Raw genomic sequence first — 21,014 nt, forward strand, 5'->3', positions numbered from 1 at the left:
ATGGAATTCTCAATTGATAATAATATCAATGACGGCGCAGTAATCAAAGTCATCGGTGTCGGTGGCGGCGGTGGAAATGCTGTTAACCGTATGATTGAAGAAAATGTAAAAGGTGTTGAGTTCATCACTGCCAACACAGATGTCCAAGCATTGAAAAATTCAAAAGCTGAAACAGTTATCCAATTAGGACCTAAATATACACGCGGACTAGGTGCAGGCTCTCAACCAGAAGTTGGTCAAAAAGCTGCCGAAGAAAGTGAACAAGCTTTACGCGAAGCCTTAGATGGCGCTGACATGATTTTCATTACTGCAGGTATGGGAGGCGGAACTGGTACAGGTGCTGCTCCAATCGTAGCAGGAATTGCTAAAGAACTTGGTGCTTTAACTGTCGGTGTCGTAACTCGACCATTCACTTTTGAAGGACCAAAACGTGGCAGATTTGCTGCTGAAGGTATCGCACGTTTGAAAGAAAATGTCGATACATTATTGATTATCTCAAACAACCGTCTTCTTGAAGTAGTTGACAAGAAAACACCAATGTTAGAAGCTTTCCGTGAAGCTGATAATGTATTACGTCAAGGGGTTCAAGGGATCTCAGATTTGATTACAGCCCCAGGTTACGTTAACCTTGACTTTGCTGATGTGAAAACTGTTATGGAAAACCAAGGAACAGCGTTAATGGGTATCGGTGTAGCAAGCGGTGAAGAACGTGTGATCGAAGCGACGAAGAAAGCTATTTCTTCTCCACTTCTTGAAACATCAATCGATGGAGCTGAGCAAGTCTTGCTTAACATCACTGGTGGATTAGACATGACTTTATTTGAAGCTCAAGATGCTTCAGATATCGTAGCAAATGCTGCTACAGGCGATGTTAACATCATTCTAGGTACATCAATCAATGAAGAAATGGGCGATGAAATCCGTGTAACGGTTATTGCAACGGGTATCGACGAATCAAAAAAGGAACGCAAGTCTAGTCGTCCGGCTAGACAAACACAAATGCAATCATCTACTCAAAAAACAGTTTTAGATATGGATCAAGCAAAACCAATCTCTGCTGAAGAAGAAAATAGCAGTTTTGGTGATTGGGACATCAGACGTGAACAAAATGTCCGTCCTAGAGTTGAAGAAACGAATTTTGAACCTATCGAAAAAAAAGAATTTGATACATTCAATCGTGAAGAAACAAAAGCAAAAGGTGACGATGAATTAAGTACACCACCATTTTTCCGTCGTAAAAAATAAAGGAGGAAGAGCACATGATTGCTGACAACTTGCTAAAAATCGAGCAAGAGATTCAGGACTCGTGTGCTCTTGTTCATCGTGATCCGAAAGAAGTCACACTAGTCGCTGTCACCAAATCAGTGGATTCTGCTACGGCAGAAAAATTGATTGAACAGGGTGTAAAAAACTGCGCAGAAAACCGCGTAGATAAATTGTTACAAAAAAAACAAGATTTAGTTAATTATCCTGATGTAAAGTGGCATTTAATTGGTAATTTGCAGCGTAGAAAGGTAAAATTGATTATAAATGAAATTGATTGCTTTCACGCATTAGACAGTTTGAAATTAGCAGAAGAAATACAAAAAAGGGCAACAAAACCCCTCGATTGTTTTGTGGAAGTGAATGTATCTGGTGAAGCATCCAAACATGGTTTTTCGCCAGAAGAGCTGGTTCCTTTTATCGAATCTTTAGTTGCTTTGTCTAAAATAAAGGTTGTTGGTTTAATGACGATGGCACCTAAAGAGGCTTCTGCTAAACAAATTCGCAAAGTATTTGGAACGCTGAAAGAATTGCGTGATCTTGTTCATTCGAAAGGTTTTTCGCATGCACCATGTACGGAATTAAGCATGGGAATGAGTCAGGACTTTCAACTGGCAATCGAAGAAGGTGCCACATTCATCCGTGTAGGAACAGCGCTATTCAAAGACGAGGAGGAACAATAATGCCACTTTTAAATAGAGGTGCGATTGCTAATTTTTTCGGATTAGCTGATGAGGAAGAGTACGAGGAGTATCCTGAAACATCTAAGCCGGCTGTAGCACAGCCTACAACAAAAAAGAAACCAATACAGCCAACACAATCTCAAATGAGCCAGCCAAGAGCTGTCTCAAAGCCACGTGCGCAACAAACAACACGTCCTGTTGCTCGTGAAAGTGTAGCGGCAAATGAAACAAAAAAAGTGATTGAATTACATCAAACACCAGCTAAAAAAACACGTAAAGAAGAAACAGCAAAAACTTCTTTTGCACCTAAAACAAATTTAGCTGGAAAAATTACGGTCATGGAACCACGAGCTTATTCTGAAGCAATGGCTATTGCTAAACGAATCATTGCTGGTGAAGCAACATTAGTAAATTTCCATTTAGTAGAAGAAAAACAAGCGAGAAGAATCGTTGATTTTTTAACTGGCACTGTCTATGCATTAGATGGTGACATTAAGCGAGTAGGTGACGAGATTTTTCTATGCACGCCAACTGGAATGGAAATCGATAGTTCAACAGCACAATCTTTTGCAGACGTGAACCTATTTGACCTATAAGAGGAGGAACGACAATTTATATTATTTTTATATTACTTAATCTGCTGGGACGAGCAGCCTACTTTTACAGTCTTTTGTTAATGGTTTATGCACTTTTATCCTGGTTTCCAGGAGGATATCAATCAGGGATTGGTCGCTTTTTAGCAAAAATCTGTGAACCGTATATCCAGTTATTTGATCGGCTTCCACTTCGATTTGGTGGAATTGATTTTACGATTCTAGCTGCGATCTTGATTTTAAACTTAGCAGTACAAGGTCTTCAACATATCGTTTTATGGATAGTCATGGCAATTTATTAAAACGATCAAAGGAGTAGCTGATAGGAGGGGAAAATATGGATGCTAATGTTTATCAGCATTTCCGTGCAGATGAACGTTCTTTCATCGATTCAGTAGGTGATTGGATCGAACAGGTACAAGGGCAATATGCACCTTATCTTACTGACTTTCTTGATCCAAGACAATCCTATATACTAGAGACGCTGATCCGTCAAGATAGTGAATTACACTTTTCATTTTATGGCGGTTATGAGCAAGCAGAACGGAAGCGATGTTTGATTTTTCCTGACTATTATGAGCCTACTGACGAAGATTTTGAGGTGTCACTTTATGAAATCCATTATCCGAGTAAGTTTGCTAGTTTGACTCATGGAAAAGTATTAGGTACATTGGTTGGTACAGGTATCAAACGAGCTTACTTTGGTGATATCATTTCTGATGGTGATCGCTGGCAAGTGTTCATTGCAAGAGAAGTTGAACAGTTTGTAGCAACGCAAGTAACAAAAATCGGCAAAGTCTCTGTTCGGATGGAGCCAATCAAGTATACGGAATTACTTGTGCCAAAAGATGGTTGGACACAAGAAAGAGGTACAGTGACTTCATTGAGACTAGACAGCGTGATCTCGGAGATTTATAATATTTCCAGACAGCGTTCGAAGCAGCTGATTGAGTCTGGAAAAGTAAAAGTAAATTGGACAGAAAATACACGCCCTGATTTTTTACTTGAGTTATTAGATATCGTTTCGATCAGAGGATTTGGTCGAATCCAAATTCAAGAACTTGAAGGAAAAACCAAAAAAGAAAAATACAGGGTATTATTTGGTGTATTACGTAAATAAAACAAAAAGGTGGTTTACACATGGCTTTAACTCCATTAGATATCCAAAACAAAACATTCCCCACAAAAATGCGGGGATACAATCAAGACGAAGTAGATGATTTCTTAGATTTAGTTGTTCGTGACTATGAAGAAATCACGCAACGAAACCGTGAACTTGAAAAAGCAGTGAAACATTCAGAAGAAAAATTAGAATATTTCAATGAACTAAAAGATGCATTGAATCAGTCAATCATCGTTGCTCAAGACACAGCGGATAAAGTTAAAACAAGTGCAAGTAAAGAGTCCGAAGTAATCGTGACATCTGCTCAAAACAAAGCGGATGAATTAGTGGCTACGGCTGAAAAACGTGCGCACCAATTAACGACAGATGCGGAAGAAAAAGCAAGACAAATCCTAACAGATGCAACTGAAAAAGCAAAACAGCTAGCAGTTGAAACAGAAGACTTAAAGAAAAAAACACGAGTTTTCCACCAACGAATCAGCTTGATGTTAGAATCTCAATTAGAACAAGTAAAAAGTCCAGAATGGGATGAAATTTTACAACCTTTCTCAAGCTATGTGTCAGATAGTCATGAAGTGATCAAAGAAGTTTTAGCAAAACAACTTGACAATGAAAATCAAACTGATGTAAACTCAGACACAGGCATCATGGAAGCACCAATGACTGCATTTGATACACAGGCGATCGATATTTCGATCATTCCTGGTGATGACGAAGAGTAGAACAGAAAAGCATTTTGTCATTCTTTTCAGCGAGCCGATGATAGTGGAAGTTCGGCAAGACCCTGCAAAGTGAAAGATCCTCTACGAAAATTGTTTCTGAAATAGGAGTAAGAAACAACGGTTGACCTCGTTATTGGTTTTTAAGAGTTACATGATCATGTAACTGAATTTGGGTGGTACCACGGCATGTTCGTCCCTTTGGATGAACATGCTTTTTTGTGTTCTTTAAAATGATGAAAGAAGGAGCGTAACTGGTTTATGAAAATGAAAGAAACCTTACAACTAGGTAAAACAAAATTCCCAATGCGTGGTAATTTGCCTAATCGTGAAGCGGATTGGCAAAAAGAATGGGAAGAAAATAAAATTTATCAAAAAAGACAAGAATTAAATGAAGGAAAGCCAAGTTTCATCTTACATGATGGACCTCCTTATGCAAATGGAAATATCCATTTAGGACATTCATTAAATAAAATCAGTAAAGATATCATTATCCGTTCAAAATCAATGTCAGGATTTCGTGCACCTTATGTTCCAGGTTGGGATACTCACGGTTTACCGATTGAACAAGTATTAGCCAATAAAGGGATCAAACGAAAAGAAATGACAATGTCAGAGTACTTAGAAAAATGTCGTGAATATGCCCTTTCACAAGTCGACAAACAACGAGAAGATTTCAAACGACTAGGAGTGGCAGGCGATTGGGAGCATCCATATGTCACATTGGATCCTTCTTACGAAGCGGCACAAATCCGTGTTTTCGGTAAAATGGCTGAAAAAGGCTATATCTATAAAGGATTGAAACCAATCTATTGGTCTCCGTCAAGTGAATCTTCACTTGCTGAAGCAGAAATCGAATATAAAGATGTGAAGTCTCCTTCTATCTTTGTGGCTTTCAATGTGAAAGATGGCAAAGGGTTGTTAGATGAAGATACAGCTTTCGTTATTTGGACAACTACGCCATGGACATTACCAGCAAACCAAGGGATTGCAGTAAATCCAACTTATACGTACGTTTTAATCGAAGCAGATGGACGTAAATTTGTCGTTGCAAAAGATTTATTAGAAAAAGTTCAAACTGAAATCGGTTGGTCTGATGTTCAGGTGTTGAAAGAGATTGCTGGTCAGGAAATGGAATACATGACTGCTTGGCATCCGTTTTATGAGCGGGAATCATTAGTCATCTTAGGCGACCATGTAACTTTAGACGCTGGTACTGGATTAGTCCATACAGCACCAGGTCACGGGGAGGATGACTATATTGCAGGAAACAGATATAAATTGCCAGTAGTTTCTCCAGTAGATTCAAAAGGGGTTTATACAGAAGAAGCACCAGGGTTCGAAGGTGTCTTTTACGATAAAGCAAATCCAATGATTACTGATTTGTTAGAAGAAAAAGGTGCTTTATTAAAACTTGACTTCTTTACACATAGTTATCCTCATGACTGGCGTACGAAAAAACCTGTGATTTATCGTGCTACACCACAATGGTTTGCCTCAATCGACGATTTCCGACAAAATATTTTAGAGGAAGTAGAGAAAGTAGATTGGATCATTCCTTGGGGTAAAACACGTCTTTACAATATGATCCGTGATCGTGGCGACTGGGTTATTTCACGTCAACGAGCATGGGGTGTGCCATTACCAATCTTTTATGCTGAAAATGGAGAAGCAATCATTACGCCTGAAACGATTGAACACGTAGCACAACTATTTGCTGAACATGGTTCAATCATTTGGTTTGAGAAAGAAGCGAAAGATCTTCTTCCAGAAGGCTTTACGCATCCAGGATCACCGAATGGACAGTTTACGAAAGAGACAGATATCATGGATGTTTGGTTTGATTCAGGTTCTTCTCACGAAGCAGTCTTGCGTCAACGTCCAGAACTATCATTTCCAGCTGATATGTATCTAGAAGGTTCTGATCAATACCGTGGCTGGTTCAATTCAAGTATTACTACAAGTGTGGCAATCAATGGGGTTGCACCGTATAAATCTGTCCTTTCTCAAGGCTTCACTCTGGATGGCGAAGGGCGTAAGATGAGTAAGTCGTTAGGTAACACGATCTTGCCAGATAAAGTGATCAAACAATTTGGTGCGGATATCTTACGTTTGTGGGTAGCTAGTGTGGATTATGAAGCAGATGTACGTGTATCCATGGACATTTTAAGTCAAGTAGCAGAAGTTTACCGCAAAATCAGAAATACGATGCGCTTCTTGATTGCAAATACTGAAGACTTCGATCCACAAAAAGATACGATTTCATTTGAAGAATTACGTTCTGTAGATAAATATATGACTATCCGATTGAACGAAGTGATTAAAGAAATTCGTGAAGAAGGATATGAGAAATATAACTTCATGCACATCTATCGTACCGTAATGAACTTTTTAACAGTAGATCTATCTGCGTTCTATCTGGATTTTGCTAAAGATGTTGTTTATATCGAATCAGAAAATGATTACCAACGCCGTTGCATGCAAACTGTGTTTTATCAAACAGCAGTAGCTTTAACAAAATTATTAACACCGATTATTCCACATACTGCAGAAGAAATTTGGTCTTTCTTAAAAGAAGAAGAAGAGTTTGTTCAATTAAGTGAACTTCCAGGTTACCAAGAGTATCCAAATCAAGAAGAATTGATGGATACTTGGGCAGCATTTATGGACTTCCGTGATAAAGTGTTAAAAGCTTTAGAAGAAGCACGAAACAATAAATTGATCGGTAAATCTTTGGAAGCGAAGTTGACGATCTATCCAAATGAACAAGTTCGTGGATTGCTGACAGCTGTGGATGCGGATATTCCACAATTGTTGATCGTGTCACCAGATTACTATGAAGTGATGTCAGCTAACGCAGAAGTACCAGAAGCTGCGGTGAAATTTGATGACGTAGCCATTTTAGTAGAAAAAGCTGACGGACAAACATGCGATCGTTGTCGTCAAATCCGCAAAGACGTGGGCGTTGATGAAAAATTACCACACTTATGTGGACGCTGTGCGCACATCGTTGAAGAAAACTATCCAGAAGCAGTGGCAGAAGGATTTGAATAAAAATTTGGTCATGTTTGGTGACTAAAGGAAAGTTATCTAAAAAACATCAAAGTTAGTAAGAGTTACTAGCTTTGATGTTTTTTTATTCTCTAATAACATTTATTCTATTGAAAAAGGAGCTAATTAAATTTTAAACAGTTTTGAGTTCAAAACAACATTTTATGAAAAAAAGCAATTAACAAAAAATTAAATGTTAAACTAGGTTAGTAGACTATTTCACAAATTTATAGAAGGAGGTGAAAATTATGTCAAAAAATTTAGTAAAATACTTACTCGTGTCATTGTTAGTATTTGCTTCTTGTTCAATGGGTATTTTAGGTGAAACTATTTTTGCTAGTGAAAACAATAATTACTTTACTGGCAATAATTATTTCGATAATTCTAGTACTGATTTACATAGTAATATTACAGAGATTAGTCTACAACGTGGTGTTGATACGATGAATTTTAACGATTATGTCTATATGCAAAATAAGCCACATGGTACAAGTCGCTGGATTCCAAGTATGACAAAGATTTGGCAAGTGAAATACAAAAATGGGAAAAAATATCAAGGATATGTAAACTGGACAGGTCGGTATAAAAATGGTACTCACATTGGTGCATACTATCAATATACTGGTTTATTGTTTAGAGCATAGTAGCAACAAAAATAAGTATAATTAAATAAATATAGCTATTAAGCTTGAGAAAGGTGCCAATATATTGAGGTTGAGAACAATTAATTCTGTTAGGGTTGTTAAGGTAATACAGCTATTACTTTATTTTACATTTATTTACTCATTAATTAAAAATCATACTTATTTATCAATAGTGTTATTAGCAATTGGCTTTTCTTTAGAACTATTTATTCCAAATGAATATGGTTGGGGAATAAAGAAAAGTAAAAAAAATATATTTATAAAATCAGATAAAGTTTGGATGGAACCACTTATTGTAATTTTCTTTTTGCTTTTGTTTATTATCATTACTTATCTTTATTTAACTTAGGAGGAATTTTTATGAAAAAGGCAGTAAGAAAAATCTGGGTATATTTTTGTTCGATAGTATTATTAATTCCTTGTTTTATAACTCTACTCAATGTAGATGCTTCAGAGAATGTATTGGAGATAAAAGATGGAAAAAACTCAAACAAAATAGCAGAACTATTAAAACAAGCCCAACAAAATCCTAATGTTGATGTAGAAGTGATTGGTGACGATTTCTCAATTACATTTACTGATGCTGATGTTTACAACTCTGTAAAAGAATCTCAAGCTATTCCAGTATTGAAAGTACCTAGATCTAATGGCGTAAATACGATAGAAGGTAAAATAAGTTCAGGAAATTTTAAAGTATATCTTACTAAAAATACATTAAATGCTATCAAAACATTTGGTATTGGTGCATTAGGAAAAATAATACCTGGAGGAGCAGGTTGGTTATTATCGGGATTATTCACTATTATTTCTGCTGATAGTAACTTTAAACATGGCAGAGTGTTTGTTTACCAAAATTATCGATATCAATATTGGTATAATCAGTAACTTCATTGACCGTATACATAATTCGAACGGAACATGTTCTGTTCGAAATTTTTTAATAATTTTTATTGCCCAAGTATGTGCTAGAAGACTAGAAAAATGCATACTATTTAAATGAAAAAACGATTCTAAACGCCTGATTAATTGTTTATTTATTATCCTTAAAATATAGATAATCTATTTTGACTCAGAATCTTTCCTTATTTAATTTTTCATATTAGCTATAGTTTGACTTAATCAAACTCTATATTCAAAGCACGAAATCCAAGGTAATAAGTAATAATTGTTTCAAACATAGAGAGCTTCCTTGAAATTTTATTGTGAATGTTCCTATAAAAAAGTTGGAAGTGCTCAGGTTCAAACGTTCTTTTAAAAGATATAACAGTTTTCAAGAAATACATCGGAAGTGTTTAGCGTTTGCTGCACCGTAAGTTATTCCTACGTAAAAATAAAAATTTAAACGAATACATATAGGAAAGAGGGGGAAATCAATGATTATTGATTTCCCCCTCTAATATTAGTAAATTTTTACTTTTAAACGTTACACACAGCTAGTCTTCTAGCTTCCCACGATCACGGTACCAGCCATCTGGTTGCCAGATCCATTCAAACCCATCTTTTTCCAGCAATTCAAATGCAGCTTCTGGTCCCATTGTTCCAGCTTTATAATTAGGGAAGTCAGGTTCCACTTGATCCCAAGCTCTACGAATGACATCGACGATATGCCAAGATTGAGCAACTTCTTCCCAATGTGAAAAGTTTGTACCATCACCTTTTAAAGCATCTAAAAGCAGCTTCTCATAAGCTTCAGGACTGTTTTCAACCATTTCAGCGCTATTGCGGTACTCTAATCTTCTAAATTCAGTGTTAAACCCTTGTCCAACCTCTTTTCCATTTAATGTTAAAGAGAAACCTTCCGTTGGTTGGATATAAATCGTTAAAACATTTGGTGGTAATGTCCTATCTTCACAAGGTTCATCTTCGACCGAAGTTTTAAAAACATTGACTGGGACTTGTTTAAAGACGATATTGATCCGAGTTCCTTTTTCTGTCAAACGTTTCCCAGTGCGCACATAAAAGGGAACACCTGACCAGCGGAAATTGTCAATGACAAACTTCCCAGCTACAAAAGTTTCGGTAGTAGATTCAGGATCTACTTTATCTTCTTCACGATAGCCTTTAAATGTATTACCATCTAACTCACCAGGTGCATATTGCCCACGGATAAAGTTTTTTAATGCTTCAGATTTTTCATAGATTCGCACAGCTTTCAGTGCCTTGATTTTTTCTGCACGAATTTCTTTTTCAGAAAAGGCGACAGGAGGTTCCATCGCTAAAAGTGCTAGTACTTGTAGAATGTGGTTTTGGACCATATCTTTTAAAGCACCACTGTGATCATAGTAGCCACCACGATCTTCAACACCTAAAGCTTCACCGAATGTAATCTGAATATTATCGATATAGCGATTGTTCCATTGTGATTCAAAAATGTTATTAGCAAAACGAATTGCTGAGATATTTTGGATCATTTCTTTACCTAAATAATGATCAATCCTAAAAATATCTTGTTCAGGGAAGACTTGACGGATCTTTTCATTCAGCTCGAATGCAGATTGATAATCTGAACCAAATGGTTTTTCGATGATCAAGCGATTATAACCATTTTCAGTAACGATATGTTGCGATTTAAGATGAGAAACGATCGTACCGAAAAATTCTGGAGACATGGCTAAATAATAGATGCGGTTACCAGCTAATTGGTAGGTTTCATCTAAGCGGTCAGCTAGGTCTTTTAAAGTATTGTAGTGGGTAGAATCATTTACATCATGTGATTGATAGTAGAAATGACTAGCAAATTCTTTTGCTTCTTCTTCAGTCGGATTCAAGGACTGGATCGTCGAAGCGACCACTTCACGATAATGTTCATCGCTCCAAGGTCTACGAGCAGTACCGATTACTGCAAAATGTTTTCCTAGATTTCCTTTTTTATAAAGGCGGAACAAGGAAGGATACAATTTGCGTTGTGCTAAATCACCTGTACCACCAAAGATTGTAAATAAGACATTTTTTTCATTAGCCATATGGGTGTACTCCTTTATAATTTGTCGACAAAAATCGTACTGGCTGCTTTAAAGCTGACAGGGATTTTCTTTTGTTGATTTTGGATTGTGATCGGTCCTTCATAAGCGGCAACATCTACAATCTCATATTCTTCATCAATGTTTAAGTCAATCGTCACAAGATAGTCCAATAGTTCTTTTTCATCCAACACTCGAGCGATGCGAACTTTAGAACCAACTGGATAAGACTCTAATGTTTGTCTACGTTCTTCATGAACCACTTGTTCTTTTTTAGGAATAATTCCACCATGTGGACAGTGCATAGGATGATTCAAATAGTCTTCTAAATGGTCAGCAAGTTGTTCTGAAGTCACATGTTCCAACACCTCAGCATCATCATGGACTTCGTTCCAGCTATAATCTAAATGTTCGACTAAAAAAACTTCCCATAAACGATGTTTGCGAATCAAACTACTTGCCTTTTGTAAGCCAGTCTCCGTAAGTTGAACTCCTTGATAAGGAGAATGCTCAACGAGTTGTTCTTTCACAAGTTTGGAAATCATTTCGCTAACAGAAGCTGGGGACACAGCAAGACTGGAAACGATTTGTTTATTATTTACTTTTGTCGTGTCTCCGCCTAATTCCAAAATGATTTTCAAGTAATCTTCTCGATTTGGTGTCATGTTTAATCATCCTTTCATGGTATGAAACCATCATTAGTAAGTTTATCAAAAAAAACATCAAATGACTATTTTTCTAGACAAAAAACGTAAAATAAACGAAGAAATACAGAAAGGTAAATCAATGATGAAGGGAATGAAAAGAGTTTGGGATATAGGACTTGCTCTAAAAGTCGTTCAAGAAGTGGCTCTATCAAAAATAAGTCGAAGAATTCCAAAAACAGGAGGAGATTTTTGGAAATTCTTCGACTTATTTCTCAGAGTTAGCCGCTCTTGTCACACCCTCTTTTGAGGAACTATTTTGTTTTGTCAACGTATAAGAAGTATCGGATGATTCATCATAAAAGGTCGTATCACTGTATGATAGGATCAAATAAAAACCATATTGATCTCGCAAGACGAGTTGCTGTGGAGTTAGTTCGACCAATTCCGTTACTAAGGAGTGACCGTTGATAGATAAATCAAACGTTTCTGTGACCAGTAGTTGTTGTTTTTGTTGATTTTTATCTATAAAGGTCCAGGTTCCATGATATTGCGTTGGATCAAAGTCTTTGGTGGTTGGCTGTTTCTTTTTCAGAAAGAATTTTCCAAATAAAATAGCAAAAAATGCAAGGATTCCATAAAGTGTTTTTTTACGTATCATACGATTGTCACTCCTAACCTCTTTTAATTCCAACGATCATTTTCTGTCAGTTTCATTGTACCTAAAAAAAATAAAGATTTCTCTAGGACTTTCGACTGGTTTTTCAAGAGTTTTTTGTGAAATTATGGTAGGATACATAGTAGGAAGAAAGGTGACCGTTTTTGAAGTACCAGCAAGTAGAAATCGCTTTTTTTATTGAACGACCGAATCGTTTCATCGCTCATTGCTTGAACCAACAAGGAGAAGTGATCGTAGCCCATGTGAAAAACACTGGAAGAGGTAAAGAAGTCCTTCTACCAGGAGCGAAAGTAGCGGTTGCATATACACCTAGTTTAAAACGGAAAACAGATTATGATTTAATTGCTGTGAAAAAAGGGGATAACTGGTTCAATATCGATAATCAACTTCCCAACCGTTTGGCATTAGAAGGAATTTTATCTGGAACAATCCAGTTGCCATCGTTGATCGGAAAAATCGTTAAGTACAAGCGTGAAGTCCGCTATCGACAGTCCATATTTGATATTTATTTAGAAACAGATTCAGGACAAAAAGTGTTCGTCGAAGTAAAGGGAATGACTTTAGAAAATAAAGGAATTGGGGCGTTTCCTGATGCGCCAACGTTACGAGGTTTAAAACATGTGAAAGAATTAGTGGAAGCGCGACAGGAAGGCTATGAAACTTACGTGTTGTTTATCGCACAGTTTGAACACCTTCATCTGGCAACAATCAACGAAGCAATGCAACCGGAGTTAGCCAATATCATACGCTACGGACAGTTAAACGGCGTGAATGTTTTAGCCTATAATTGTCAGGTAACAGCGGATTGTGTCAATTTGAAACAAGCCATACCATTTGATGTAGAGGCATCGTTTGAAGACCCGAATAAATAGAAAGAAGGTAAATGAAATGATCAATTTAGGAATTATTGGTACCAACTGGATCACCCATCAATTTGTGCAAGCAGCATTAAGCACGAAACAATATGAATTAACAGCAGTTTATTCGAGACATTTAGAAAAAGCACAAGAATTTGGCGCCAAGTATGAGGGAGATATTGCCTATGCGACAGATTTAGAAACTTTTTTTGGTCTGGAACATCTTGATACGGTATACATTGCTTCGCCTAACAGCCTACATTTTCAACAAGCAAAACAAGGCATTTTAGCAGGAAAAAATGTCATTGTTGAAAAACCGGCATTTAGTACGCCTAAAGAAATGGATGAGATCATTCATCTAGCGAATGAGAAAAATGTTTATTTTTTTGAAGCTGCACGAAACATCCATGAAGCAGGATTCAAAAAAATTGCTGACTATCTTCCATTGAAAGATGAGATCCTCGGTGCCAACTTTAGTTATATGAAATATTCTTCTCGTTACGATCAAGTACTAGCAGGAGAAGTACCAAATATTTTCTCTACCCGTTTTTCTGGTGGTGCGCTGATGGATCTGGGCGTTTATCTCGTTTATGCTACGATAGGATGGTTTGGGATGCCTTCAGAAGTTCATTATTTTCCACGGAAAATCTCAACTGGTGTTGATGGACTGGGTTGGGGGATCTTGCGTTATGAGACATTTGATGTCACGATTCAACCTGGTAAAATCGGTGATTCTTACTTACCTTCAGAAATCTACTTTAATTCAGGAACATTAGTCATGAACGGGGTCAATGCGATTGAAAAAGCAGAGTTCCATGATCGAGAACATCAGGAAATTGATGCATTAGCAATTACCGCAGCTGAAAATCCCATGGCAGAAGAGGCAGCTGATTTTGCCAATGTGATCAATCATCCAAACGATCCAGCTTGGGGATTACGATATGAAGAATGGATCGAACTTGCTCGCAATGTGAACCAAGTAGTTTACGATCTTAGAATAAATGGTGGCATCAAATTTGATGCCGATAATGAGGGCGATTTTTAAAATGAATGAATTTGTAAAAAACTTTCCACAAGCTTGGCAAGAAAAATGGCAGGAAAAGGGATTTCAAACACCCTCTCTGATCCAGCAGGCTGTTTTTCAACCGCTTAAAGAAAAAGAATCAATTATTGGTATTTCACCAACCGGCTCAGGCAAAACATTAGCTTATCTTTTACCTTTGCTGCTGAATGTCCCTAAAGAGGGGGGAAGTACTTTACTAATCCTTGTTTCTTCGCAAGAATTAGCAATTCAAGTCGCAGAAGTGGCTCGTGAGTGGTCAAAAGGATTGGCATTAAAAGTCCAATCACTTGTGGGCGGAGCTAACGTCAAAAGGCAGATCGAAGGTTTGAAAAAACGACCAGAAGTCTTAGTAGGGACTCCTGGACGTGTGCTGGAATTGATGAAGACCAAAAAATTAAAAGCTCATCAGTTGCAAACGATTGTTTTTGATGAAGCAGATCAATTGTTTGATGAGGGGAATCGTTCATTAGTGGAACAAATTTTGCGACAAGCCCCTGTGGACTATCAATTAGTATTCTTCTCAGCAACAGCTGATCGCTCAATCAGTAAAATTGAAGAAATCACAAAGGCTTCCATCCCAGTTGTTGATGTCACAAAAGACGATGACTCTAGAAAAGGTCAGCAACATTACTATTTAAGGATACCACCTCGTAAAAAAGAAGAGTATTTGAGACGGCTTGCTTATGTCACAGATTTTCATGGACTAGTCTTTTTCAACCAACTCAATGAATTAGGGACAATGGAAGAAAAATTACAATTTCGTGGTGTTTCAGTTGGCAGCTTAGCTTCCGATCAAAATAAATTGTTACGTAAAGCAGCACTTGATCAATTCAAAAATAAAAAAATCACGATGTTGTTCACGACTGACGTAGCAGCCAGAGGATTAGATATCGAACAATTACCTTATGTTGTGAATGCCGAAATTCCCTTAACGGAAGAAGCTTATCTGCATCGTTCAGGGCGAACCGGACGGATGGGGAAAGACGGAACCGTGATCACGTTTGTGCAAGATCATACAGTTAAAGAGTTGAAAAAATTAACACGTCATATGGCGATTGATATGGAAGAGATTTTTCTTCATGGTGGACAATTAGTCAAAGAATTGCCACAAAAAGAACTATCACAAAAAGAAGAAGCCAATGACAAAAACACAAAAAAAACTGCTCCATTTGGTCCTTCGAAAAAAGAACAAGTTGAAAAAAATAGTACGCCAAAGAAAAAGCTTAAAAACAAACAAAAAAAGCAGAAAAATAAAGGAGCAAGGCGCAAATAAGCGCCTTTTTGTGTTATTATATTGAAAACGCAATCAGCGTTATTTGAGGATAGTGGGGGATTGTATGAACGAAAGACAAGAAGAAATATTGGATCTATTGCATGAGAACCAGCAAGGATTGACGGCAAGTGATGTGGCAAAACATCTAAAAATCGATCGAAGTAATGCAAGTCGATATCTCAGCGATCTCTATAAAGACCGCTATATTATCAAAAGTTCCGGCAGACCAGTCGTCTATTCATTGCCTCCGCAAAAAACAGCCTCTGACAAAGTTCACGTTGATGCATCGACCCAAGTGACGTTTGATACACTAGTTGGTGAAAATGATTCTTTGAAAGTAAGCATCCAGCAAGCTAAGGCAGCCATATTATATCCTCCTCGAGGATTGCATACAATCATTTTTGGTGAGACAGGAACGGGTAAATCGATGTTTGCAGAATGTATGTATCATTTTGCGATTGATTCTGAAATGCTCTCAGAAGATGCACCTTTTGTTTCCTTTAATTGTGCGGATTATGCGCAGAATCCACAGTTACTGTTTGGACATATTTTTGGAATCAAAAAAGGAGCTTATACTGGGGCATCGCAAGATAGTCAAGGGTTGATTGCGAAAGCGAATGGTGGGATCTTGTTTCTTGATGAAATTCATCGTTTACCACCAGAAGGACAAGAAATGTTGTTTACTTTTATTGATAAAGGGGTCTATCGTCCGTTGGGAGAAAGCGCCCACGTCCATGAAGCATCTGTTCAGATCATTGGAGCAACCACCGAGTCATCCGAAAGTTTTTTGACAACCTTTAATCGCCGAATTCCTATGGCAATCACATTACCAAATCTGGCTTCTCGTTCATTAGATGAACGTTATGAAATCATTTCTTTATTTATCAAACAAGAAGCCAATCGTTTGAATCAACGTATAGATATCGAAAAAGAAGCCATTTTGGCATTTATGCTTTATGATGCAGAAGGAAATATCGGACAAGTCAAGCGTGATTTGAAATTAGTATGTGCGAAGTCATTTTTACATTATCGGACACATAATGAAGAAAAACTGATCATTCGTAAAGAAGAACTGTCTCTCCAAGTACAAAAAGGGTTGTTGAAAATCAAAGAAGTACCTGAACGTTTGGATCGCTTTATGGATAGTAAGAGTCAATACCTGACTTTTGAGCCTGGTTTTGCTGATGTTGTTTGGTCACAAGATCCAGAACGAAACATGCAGGTCTATAATGATATCGAAGAAAAAATGCTTTCTTTATCAGAAACGGGTGTCGAAAGTATTGATTTAGAAACTTTGATCTCGAAAGATGTGGATGCTTATTTCCAAACTTATGTCAAAGAGTTGACAAAGAGTACGATTCCAAAAGATCTGTTGCCAGATGACATTTGGCGGTTAACCAACGAGTTATACGATGTTGCAGAAGCTAGGTTGGATCGAATCTACAATGAAAAAGCTCGATTTGCCTTTGCCCTTCATTTGCAAAGTACATTGGATCGGGTCAAAGAAGGACACATGATTGTTCATCCTGATCTCAACAACGTACGCAAAAATTTTAAAAAGGAATTTCAAGTAGCCATTGATTTATCTACGATCATTGAAGAAGAACAACAAATTGAAATTCCGTTTGACGAAATTGGTTTTATCAGTATGTTTCTTTCCATTAATCTTGGCGAAAGTGAACCAGTAAAAGAAAATAAAGTTGAGGTCTTAGTTTTGATGCACGGCAGACAAACCGCCTCAAGTATGTTGGAAATGGCGCAAGAATTATTAGGAACGAAATTAGGTACAGCATTTAATATGCCGTTAGCCATGGAAGTCCAAACGATGTATGAAGAAGTGCTGGCTTATGTTCAAAATCGTCAGGCAAGTCTGACGAATGGATTGATCTTACTGACGGATATGGGTTCTTTAAATACCTTTGGTGACTTGATTTTTGAAGAGACTGGAATCAAAACGAAAGCAATTACAATGAGTAGTACGATGATCGTGATTGAGGCATTACGGATGGCGAATGTTGGGCGGAGCTTGGAAGATATCTATCAAAGTATCCAGATTTCCTTTGAAACGATCGTCAAGGACCAATTCAAAGAAGAACAAACTGAGACCTATGAACGTAAAAAAGCGGTGATCGTTACTTGTTTTACTGGGGAAGGTGTAGCAGCTAAATTATACCAGCGGATTGTTCCTGTAATCGACCAGAAAAAGGTCGAAGTGATCCAAATGCAGTTTTTAGAACGAGAATCATTTAAGCGACACATTGATGCATTATTAGAAGAATATGAGATCAAAGCCATTGCGGGCACGGTAGATGTGGATTACCAAAATATTCCGTTTTTCTCAGCGTATGATGTCTTCAACGATGAGAAATTGAATATGCTCAAGCGGATCGCTGATGATGAAGTTCCAACTGCCAAAATCGTTGATTCATTAAAAGATTCTTTAAATTCGATTTCTTCGGTAGAGCTTTTGATCCATTCTTTACAAAAAAACATCCAGCAAATCCAAACGGATCTCTCAATTATAGTAGAGCCAGGAGTAGACATTGGGATCGTGATTCATTTAGCCTTTTTACTGGATGGACTGATCAAGCATGAGAAGACACGAGAATTTGAGAATCTGTCTACTTTCTCAAAAATTTATCGTTTAGAAATGGACATCGTTCGAACGAATCTTATTGGATTGGAACGGAAATATCAGGTGAATATCCCAGAAAATGAGATTGCCTTCTTAACGCAAATGTTTATTGAAAATAAAATTAAAAAATAAAACACACTAATCTATTTTTTTACACAGATAACATCAGTGTGCGCACAGAAAAGAAGGACCAAAGGCTATGAAAACGCTATTTTGGTTCTTTTTTTGTTTGGCATGCTTCTTGCATTATAAAAATGTGTAAAACAAATTAAAAGGAGTGGAGAAAATGGCGAAAAAAACGATTATGTTAGTATGCTCTGCGGGGATGAGTACAAGTTTGCTAGTTACGAAAATGCAAAAAGCTGCAGAAGAAAAAGGAATGGAGGCAGATATTTTTGCTGTTTCAGCTTCAGATGCTGATAATAATCTTGAAGCAAAAAATGTCGATGTCTTACTTTTAGGACCTCAAGTCCGGTTTATGAAAGCTCAATTTGAGCAAAAATTAGCACCGAAAGGGATTCCGCTAGATGTAATCAATATGCAAGATTACGGCATGATGAATGGTGCAAAAGTACTAGAACAAGCCGAAAATTTGATGCAATAAATCTATAGGAAATGGAGGAAAAAATGTGGAAGATCAACAAAATCTCGAAGCCATCATGGGACTCATCATGTTTGGTGGTAATGCCAAGAGCGATGCAATGGAAGCGATTTCTGCGGCTAAAAAAGGTAATTTCGAGTTAGCGGATCAAAAAATAATGGATGCAAAGGAATCATTAGTCCAAGCCCATCATTCACAGACGCAAATGTTGACACAAGAAGCACAAGGAAACCATGTTCAGGTCACGTTATTGACCGTACACAGTCAAGACCATTTAATGACGTCGATTGCTTTTACTGATTTAGCAGAAGAACTTATTGAACTTTACCGAAGAATCAATGTCGAATAAAGACAGATGAACGAAAATAGAACCTTCTTTTTTGAACGGAAGAAGAAAAAATTTTGAACGGATTTTTTTAATTTGGTATGAGGAAGCAATTCTTTATATAAACAACTTATAGGAGGATATAAAAATGAACGGATTAACAAGTTGGATGGAGAAATACATCCTTCCGGTTGCCGCAAAAATTGGCGCGCAGAAACATTTAGTTGCTTTGCGTGACGCTTTTATCGGTACTTTACCTGCAACAATGGCGGGATCAGTCGCTGTAATGATCAATGCAATTATTCGAGATTTACCACAGCAATTTAATAGTACGTATGCAGATAGTTTAGCAGCGGACAAAGGAATTTTTGCAGTATTAAATGTTATTATTGGAATTAATGGATTTGTATGGAATGGAACTTTAGCAATTGCCGGCTTGATTTTTGCCTTTTCTTGGGGATACAATCTTGCGAGAGCTTATGGGGTCAATGACCTAGCCGGAGGGATCGTTGGTCTGGCGACTTTGATCCAAGGAATTTCTTTTGGACCTTCATTGTCAGCCGCTTTGAACGTCAATGTTCCTCAAAATATCGTTGATGCCATCAATGGAACAGAATTAGGGGCAACGATCGCGGATGGAAATTTATCCGTTGGTCTTTGGGGTTGGCTAAAACTTGATCATTTAAATGGAAACTCTTATTTCACAGTCATGATCATGGGTGCTATTTCTGTCATTATTTTCTGTAAATTAATGTTAGCCAACATTACGATCAAAATGCCAGATTCTGTACCACCAGCAGTATCGAAGGCTTTTGCCGCAATTCTGCCAGCAACGATCGCTTTATATGTCATTGCTATTATTAATTATATCGTTGGTCGTATCGCTGACGGACAATTGATCATTGATTTAGTTCAAAAATATATCGCTGAACCTTTCTTGGGATTATCTCAAGGGATCGGTGCTGTTTTGATCGTTACGGTCTTTGTTCAGATCTTCTGGTTCTTTGGTATTCATGGACCAAACGTGTTAGCTCCAGTTTTAGAAGGAATTTGGGGTCAAGCACAATTGATCAATATCGATATTTTCCAAAAAGGTTACAATGGCAAAACAGGAACACCTGCAGTCTTAGATGCAATTGAAGATGGTAAGGCTTATATGTGGGTTCGTGGATCCTTTGATGCCTTCGCTTGGTTCGGGGGTTCTGGTGGTACGATCGTTCTATTGATTGCTATTTTACTCCTTTCTAAACGTGCCGATTATTTGACAGTTGCTAAATTGTCGATCGGACCTGGTATTTTCAATATCAATGAACCAGTTATGTTTGGTTTACCGATTGTATTGAACGCTATCATGTTCATCCCATTCTTATTAGCACCTGTTGTTGCAACAGCTATAGGTTGGGGAGCAACTTACTTTGGTTTGGTCGCCCCAGTATCGCAGTCAGTCGTGTGGGTTGTTCCACCATTCTTACTCTCGTTCCTAGCTACCGGAGCAGACTGGCGTGCGCCAATCGTGACATTAGTATGTATGATCGTGACTTTCTTGATCTGGGCACCGTTCGTTATCTCAGCGAATAAGATGGATCCAGCAGCAGGCGAACAATAAAAATCAATGAGCAGAAGCATTTTTTGCTTCTGCTCTCTAAACAATAATCTAGGAGGAGCTAAAATGATTTCAATCGCAAGTGCCATGCAACAAGATGCTATCAAAGAGTTACTAGAAGGTTACAATGAAGATGGCTTTTCATATACATTTAAAGAAAAACAAGGAATCAAATTGTTTTTTGAGACGAGCGCACAAGATAAAGAAGCAGCAGCACAAAAAGCAAAAGCATTAATCAAAGCACAACCATGGGGCACTGTTTTATATTTTCAAGCAACAGCAGTTTAACTGGTTGTAA

20 protein-coding genes are annotated in these 21,014 nt (G+C 37.5%); 17 read left to right on the forward strand and 3 right to left on the reverse strand.

The features are described from left to right. The 9 genes from ftsZ (at position 1) to AB3I12_RS06090 (ending at position 8,961) form a co-directional block, all read left to right on the forward strand. On the forward strand, positions 1-1,245 hold the full coding sequence (gene ftsZ, locus AB3I12_RS06050) for a cell division protein FtsZ (protein ID WP_010719775.1): 1,245 nt from the start codon (positions 1-3) through the stop codon (positions 1,243-1,245). A 14-nt stretch (positions 1,246-1,259) separates the two neighbouring features. Beyond that, positions 1,260-1,946 carry a YggS family pyridoxal phosphate-dependent enzyme gene (locus AB3I12_RS06055; protein WP_010719774.1) on the forward strand — a complete coding sequence of 229 codons (687 nt, stop codon included), beginning with the start codon at positions 1,260-1,262 and terminating at the stop codon, positions 1,944-1,946. After that, positions 1,946-2,542, forward strand: a complete 597-nt coding sequence (locus AB3I12_RS06060; RefSeq protein ID WP_063626758.1) for a cell division protein SepF — start codon at positions 1,946-1,948, stop codon at positions 2,540-2,542. Before AB3I12_RS06055 ends, AB3I12_RS06060 begins: the two co-directional genes overlap by 1 nt. A 29-nt stretch (positions 2,543-2,571) precedes the next feature. Further along, complete coding sequence (locus AB3I12_RS06065; RefSeq protein WP_034686156.1) at positions 2,572-2,841, forward strand: YggT family protein; 270 nt, start codon at positions 2,572-2,574, stop codon at positions 2,839-2,841. A gap of 35 nt (positions 2,842-2,876) precedes the next feature. Then, the gene (locus AB3I12_RS06070) at positions 2,877-3,659 is read left to right on the forward strand and encodes an RNA-binding protein (protein ID WP_010738197.1); all 783 of its coding nucleotides are present in this window, start codon (positions 2,877-2,879) and stop codon (positions 3,657-3,659) included. 20 nt (positions 3,660-3,679) lie between these two features. After that, positions 3,680-4,384 carry a DivIVA domain-containing protein gene (locus AB3I12_RS06075; RefSeq protein WP_010719771.1) on the forward strand — a complete coding sequence of 235 codons (705 nt, stop codon included), beginning with the start codon at positions 3,680-3,682 and terminating at the stop codon, positions 4,382-4,384. 258 nt (positions 4,385-4,642) lie between these two features. After that, entirely contained in the window at positions 4,643-7,435 is a 2,793-nt protein-coding gene (gene ileS, locus AB3I12_RS06080) for an isoleucine--tRNA ligase (RefSeq protein ID WP_063626760.1), read from the forward strand. A gap of 245 nt (positions 7,436-7,680) precedes the next feature. Continuing rightward, the gene (locus AB3I12_RS06085; RefSeq protein WP_053766110.1) at positions 7,681-8,076 is read left to right on the forward strand and encodes a hypothetical protein; all 396 of its coding nucleotides are present in this window, start codon (positions 7,681-7,683) and stop codon (positions 8,074-8,076) included. Between the two features lie 360 nt (positions 8,077-8,436). Continuing rightward, complete coding sequence (locus AB3I12_RS06090; protein WP_063626764.1) at positions 8,437-8,961, forward strand: hypothetical protein; 525 nt, start codon at positions 8,437-8,439, stop codon at positions 8,959-8,961. Between the two features lie 548 nt (positions 8,962-9,509). Here the strand turns inward: AB3I12_RS06090 and zwf are convergent. The 3 genes from zwf to AB3I12_RS06105 form a co-directional block, all read right to left on the reverse strand. Next, positions 9,510-11,039: a glucose-6-phosphate dehydrogenase gene (zwf, locus tag AB3I12_RS06095; RefSeq protein WP_063626766.1), complete on the reverse strand. Its 1,530-nt coding sequence runs from the start codon at positions 11,037-11,039 to the stop codon at positions 9,510-9,512. A 14-nt stretch (positions 11,040-11,053) separates the two neighbouring features. Beyond that, positions 11,054-11,701 carry a metal-dependent transcriptional regulator gene (locus AB3I12_RS06100; RefSeq protein ID WP_010719768.1) on the reverse strand — a complete coding sequence of 216 codons (648 nt, stop codon included), beginning with the start codon at positions 11,699-11,701 and terminating at the stop codon, positions 11,054-11,056. A 247-nt stretch (positions 11,702-11,948) separates the two neighbouring features. Next, on the reverse strand, positions 11,949-12,341 hold the full coding sequence (locus AB3I12_RS06105) for a DUF4828 domain-containing protein (protein WP_010738194.1): 393 nt from the start codon (positions 12,339-12,341) through the stop codon (positions 11,949-11,951). Positions 12,342-12,502: 161 nt separating this feature from the next. On the opposite strand from AB3I12_RS06105, the gene sfsA reads away from it, so the two are divergent. From sfsA to AB3I12_RS06145, 8 genes are all read left to right on the forward strand, one after another. Then, the gene (gene sfsA / locus AB3I12_RS06110) at positions 12,503-13,231 is read left to right on the forward strand and encodes a DNA/RNA nuclease SfsA (protein WP_063626768.1); all 729 of its coding nucleotides are present in this window, start codon (positions 12,503-12,505) and stop codon (positions 13,229-13,231) included. Between the two features lie 16 nt (positions 13,232-13,247). Continuing rightward, complete coding sequence (locus tag AB3I12_RS06115) at positions 13,248-14,261, forward strand: Gfo/Idh/MocA family protein (RefSeq protein WP_063626770.1); 1,014 nt, start codon at positions 13,248-13,250, stop codon at positions 14,259-14,261. Position 14,262: 1 nt separating this feature from the next. After that, entirely contained in the window at positions 14,263-15,552 is a 1,290-nt protein-coding gene (locus AB3I12_RS06120) for a DEAD/DEAH box helicase (RefSeq protein WP_063626772.1), read from the forward strand. Positions 15,553-15,616: 64 nt separating this feature from the next. Beyond that, positions 15,617-18,319, forward strand: coding sequence for a sigma 54-interacting transcriptional regulator (locus AB3I12_RS06125; protein ID WP_063626774.1), 2,703 nt, complete (start codon positions 15,617-15,619; stop codon positions 18,317-18,319). 154 nt (positions 18,320-18,473) lie between these two features. After that, positions 18,474-18,791, forward strand: coding sequence for a PTS sugar transporter subunit IIB (locus AB3I12_RS06130; protein ID WP_010719763.1), 318 nt, complete (start codon positions 18,474-18,476; stop codon positions 18,789-18,791). Positions 18,792-18,816: 25 nt separating this feature from the next. Next, complete coding sequence (locus tag AB3I12_RS06135; protein WP_010719762.1) at positions 18,817-19,137, forward strand: PTS lactose/cellobiose transporter subunit IIA; 321 nt, start codon at positions 18,817-18,819, stop codon at positions 19,135-19,137. 124 nt (positions 19,138-19,261) lie between these two features. Continuing rightward, positions 19,262-20,719, forward strand: coding sequence for a PTS sugar transporter subunit IIC (locus AB3I12_RS06140; protein ID WP_034698839.1), 1,458 nt, complete (start codon positions 19,262-19,264; stop codon positions 20,717-20,719). Positions 20,720-20,782: 63 nt separating this feature from the next. Then, positions 20,783-21,004, forward strand: coding sequence for a hypothetical protein (locus AB3I12_RS06145; RefSeq protein WP_010719760.1), 222 nt, complete (start codon positions 20,783-20,785; stop codon positions 21,002-21,004). Positions 21,005-21,014 lie beyond the last annotated feature (10 nt).

This window comes from Enterococcus sp. C65 (assembly GCF_040887165.1).
Lineage (GTDB): Bacteria > Bacillota > Bacilli > Lactobacillales > Enterococcaceae > Enterococcus_B > Enterococcus_B hirae.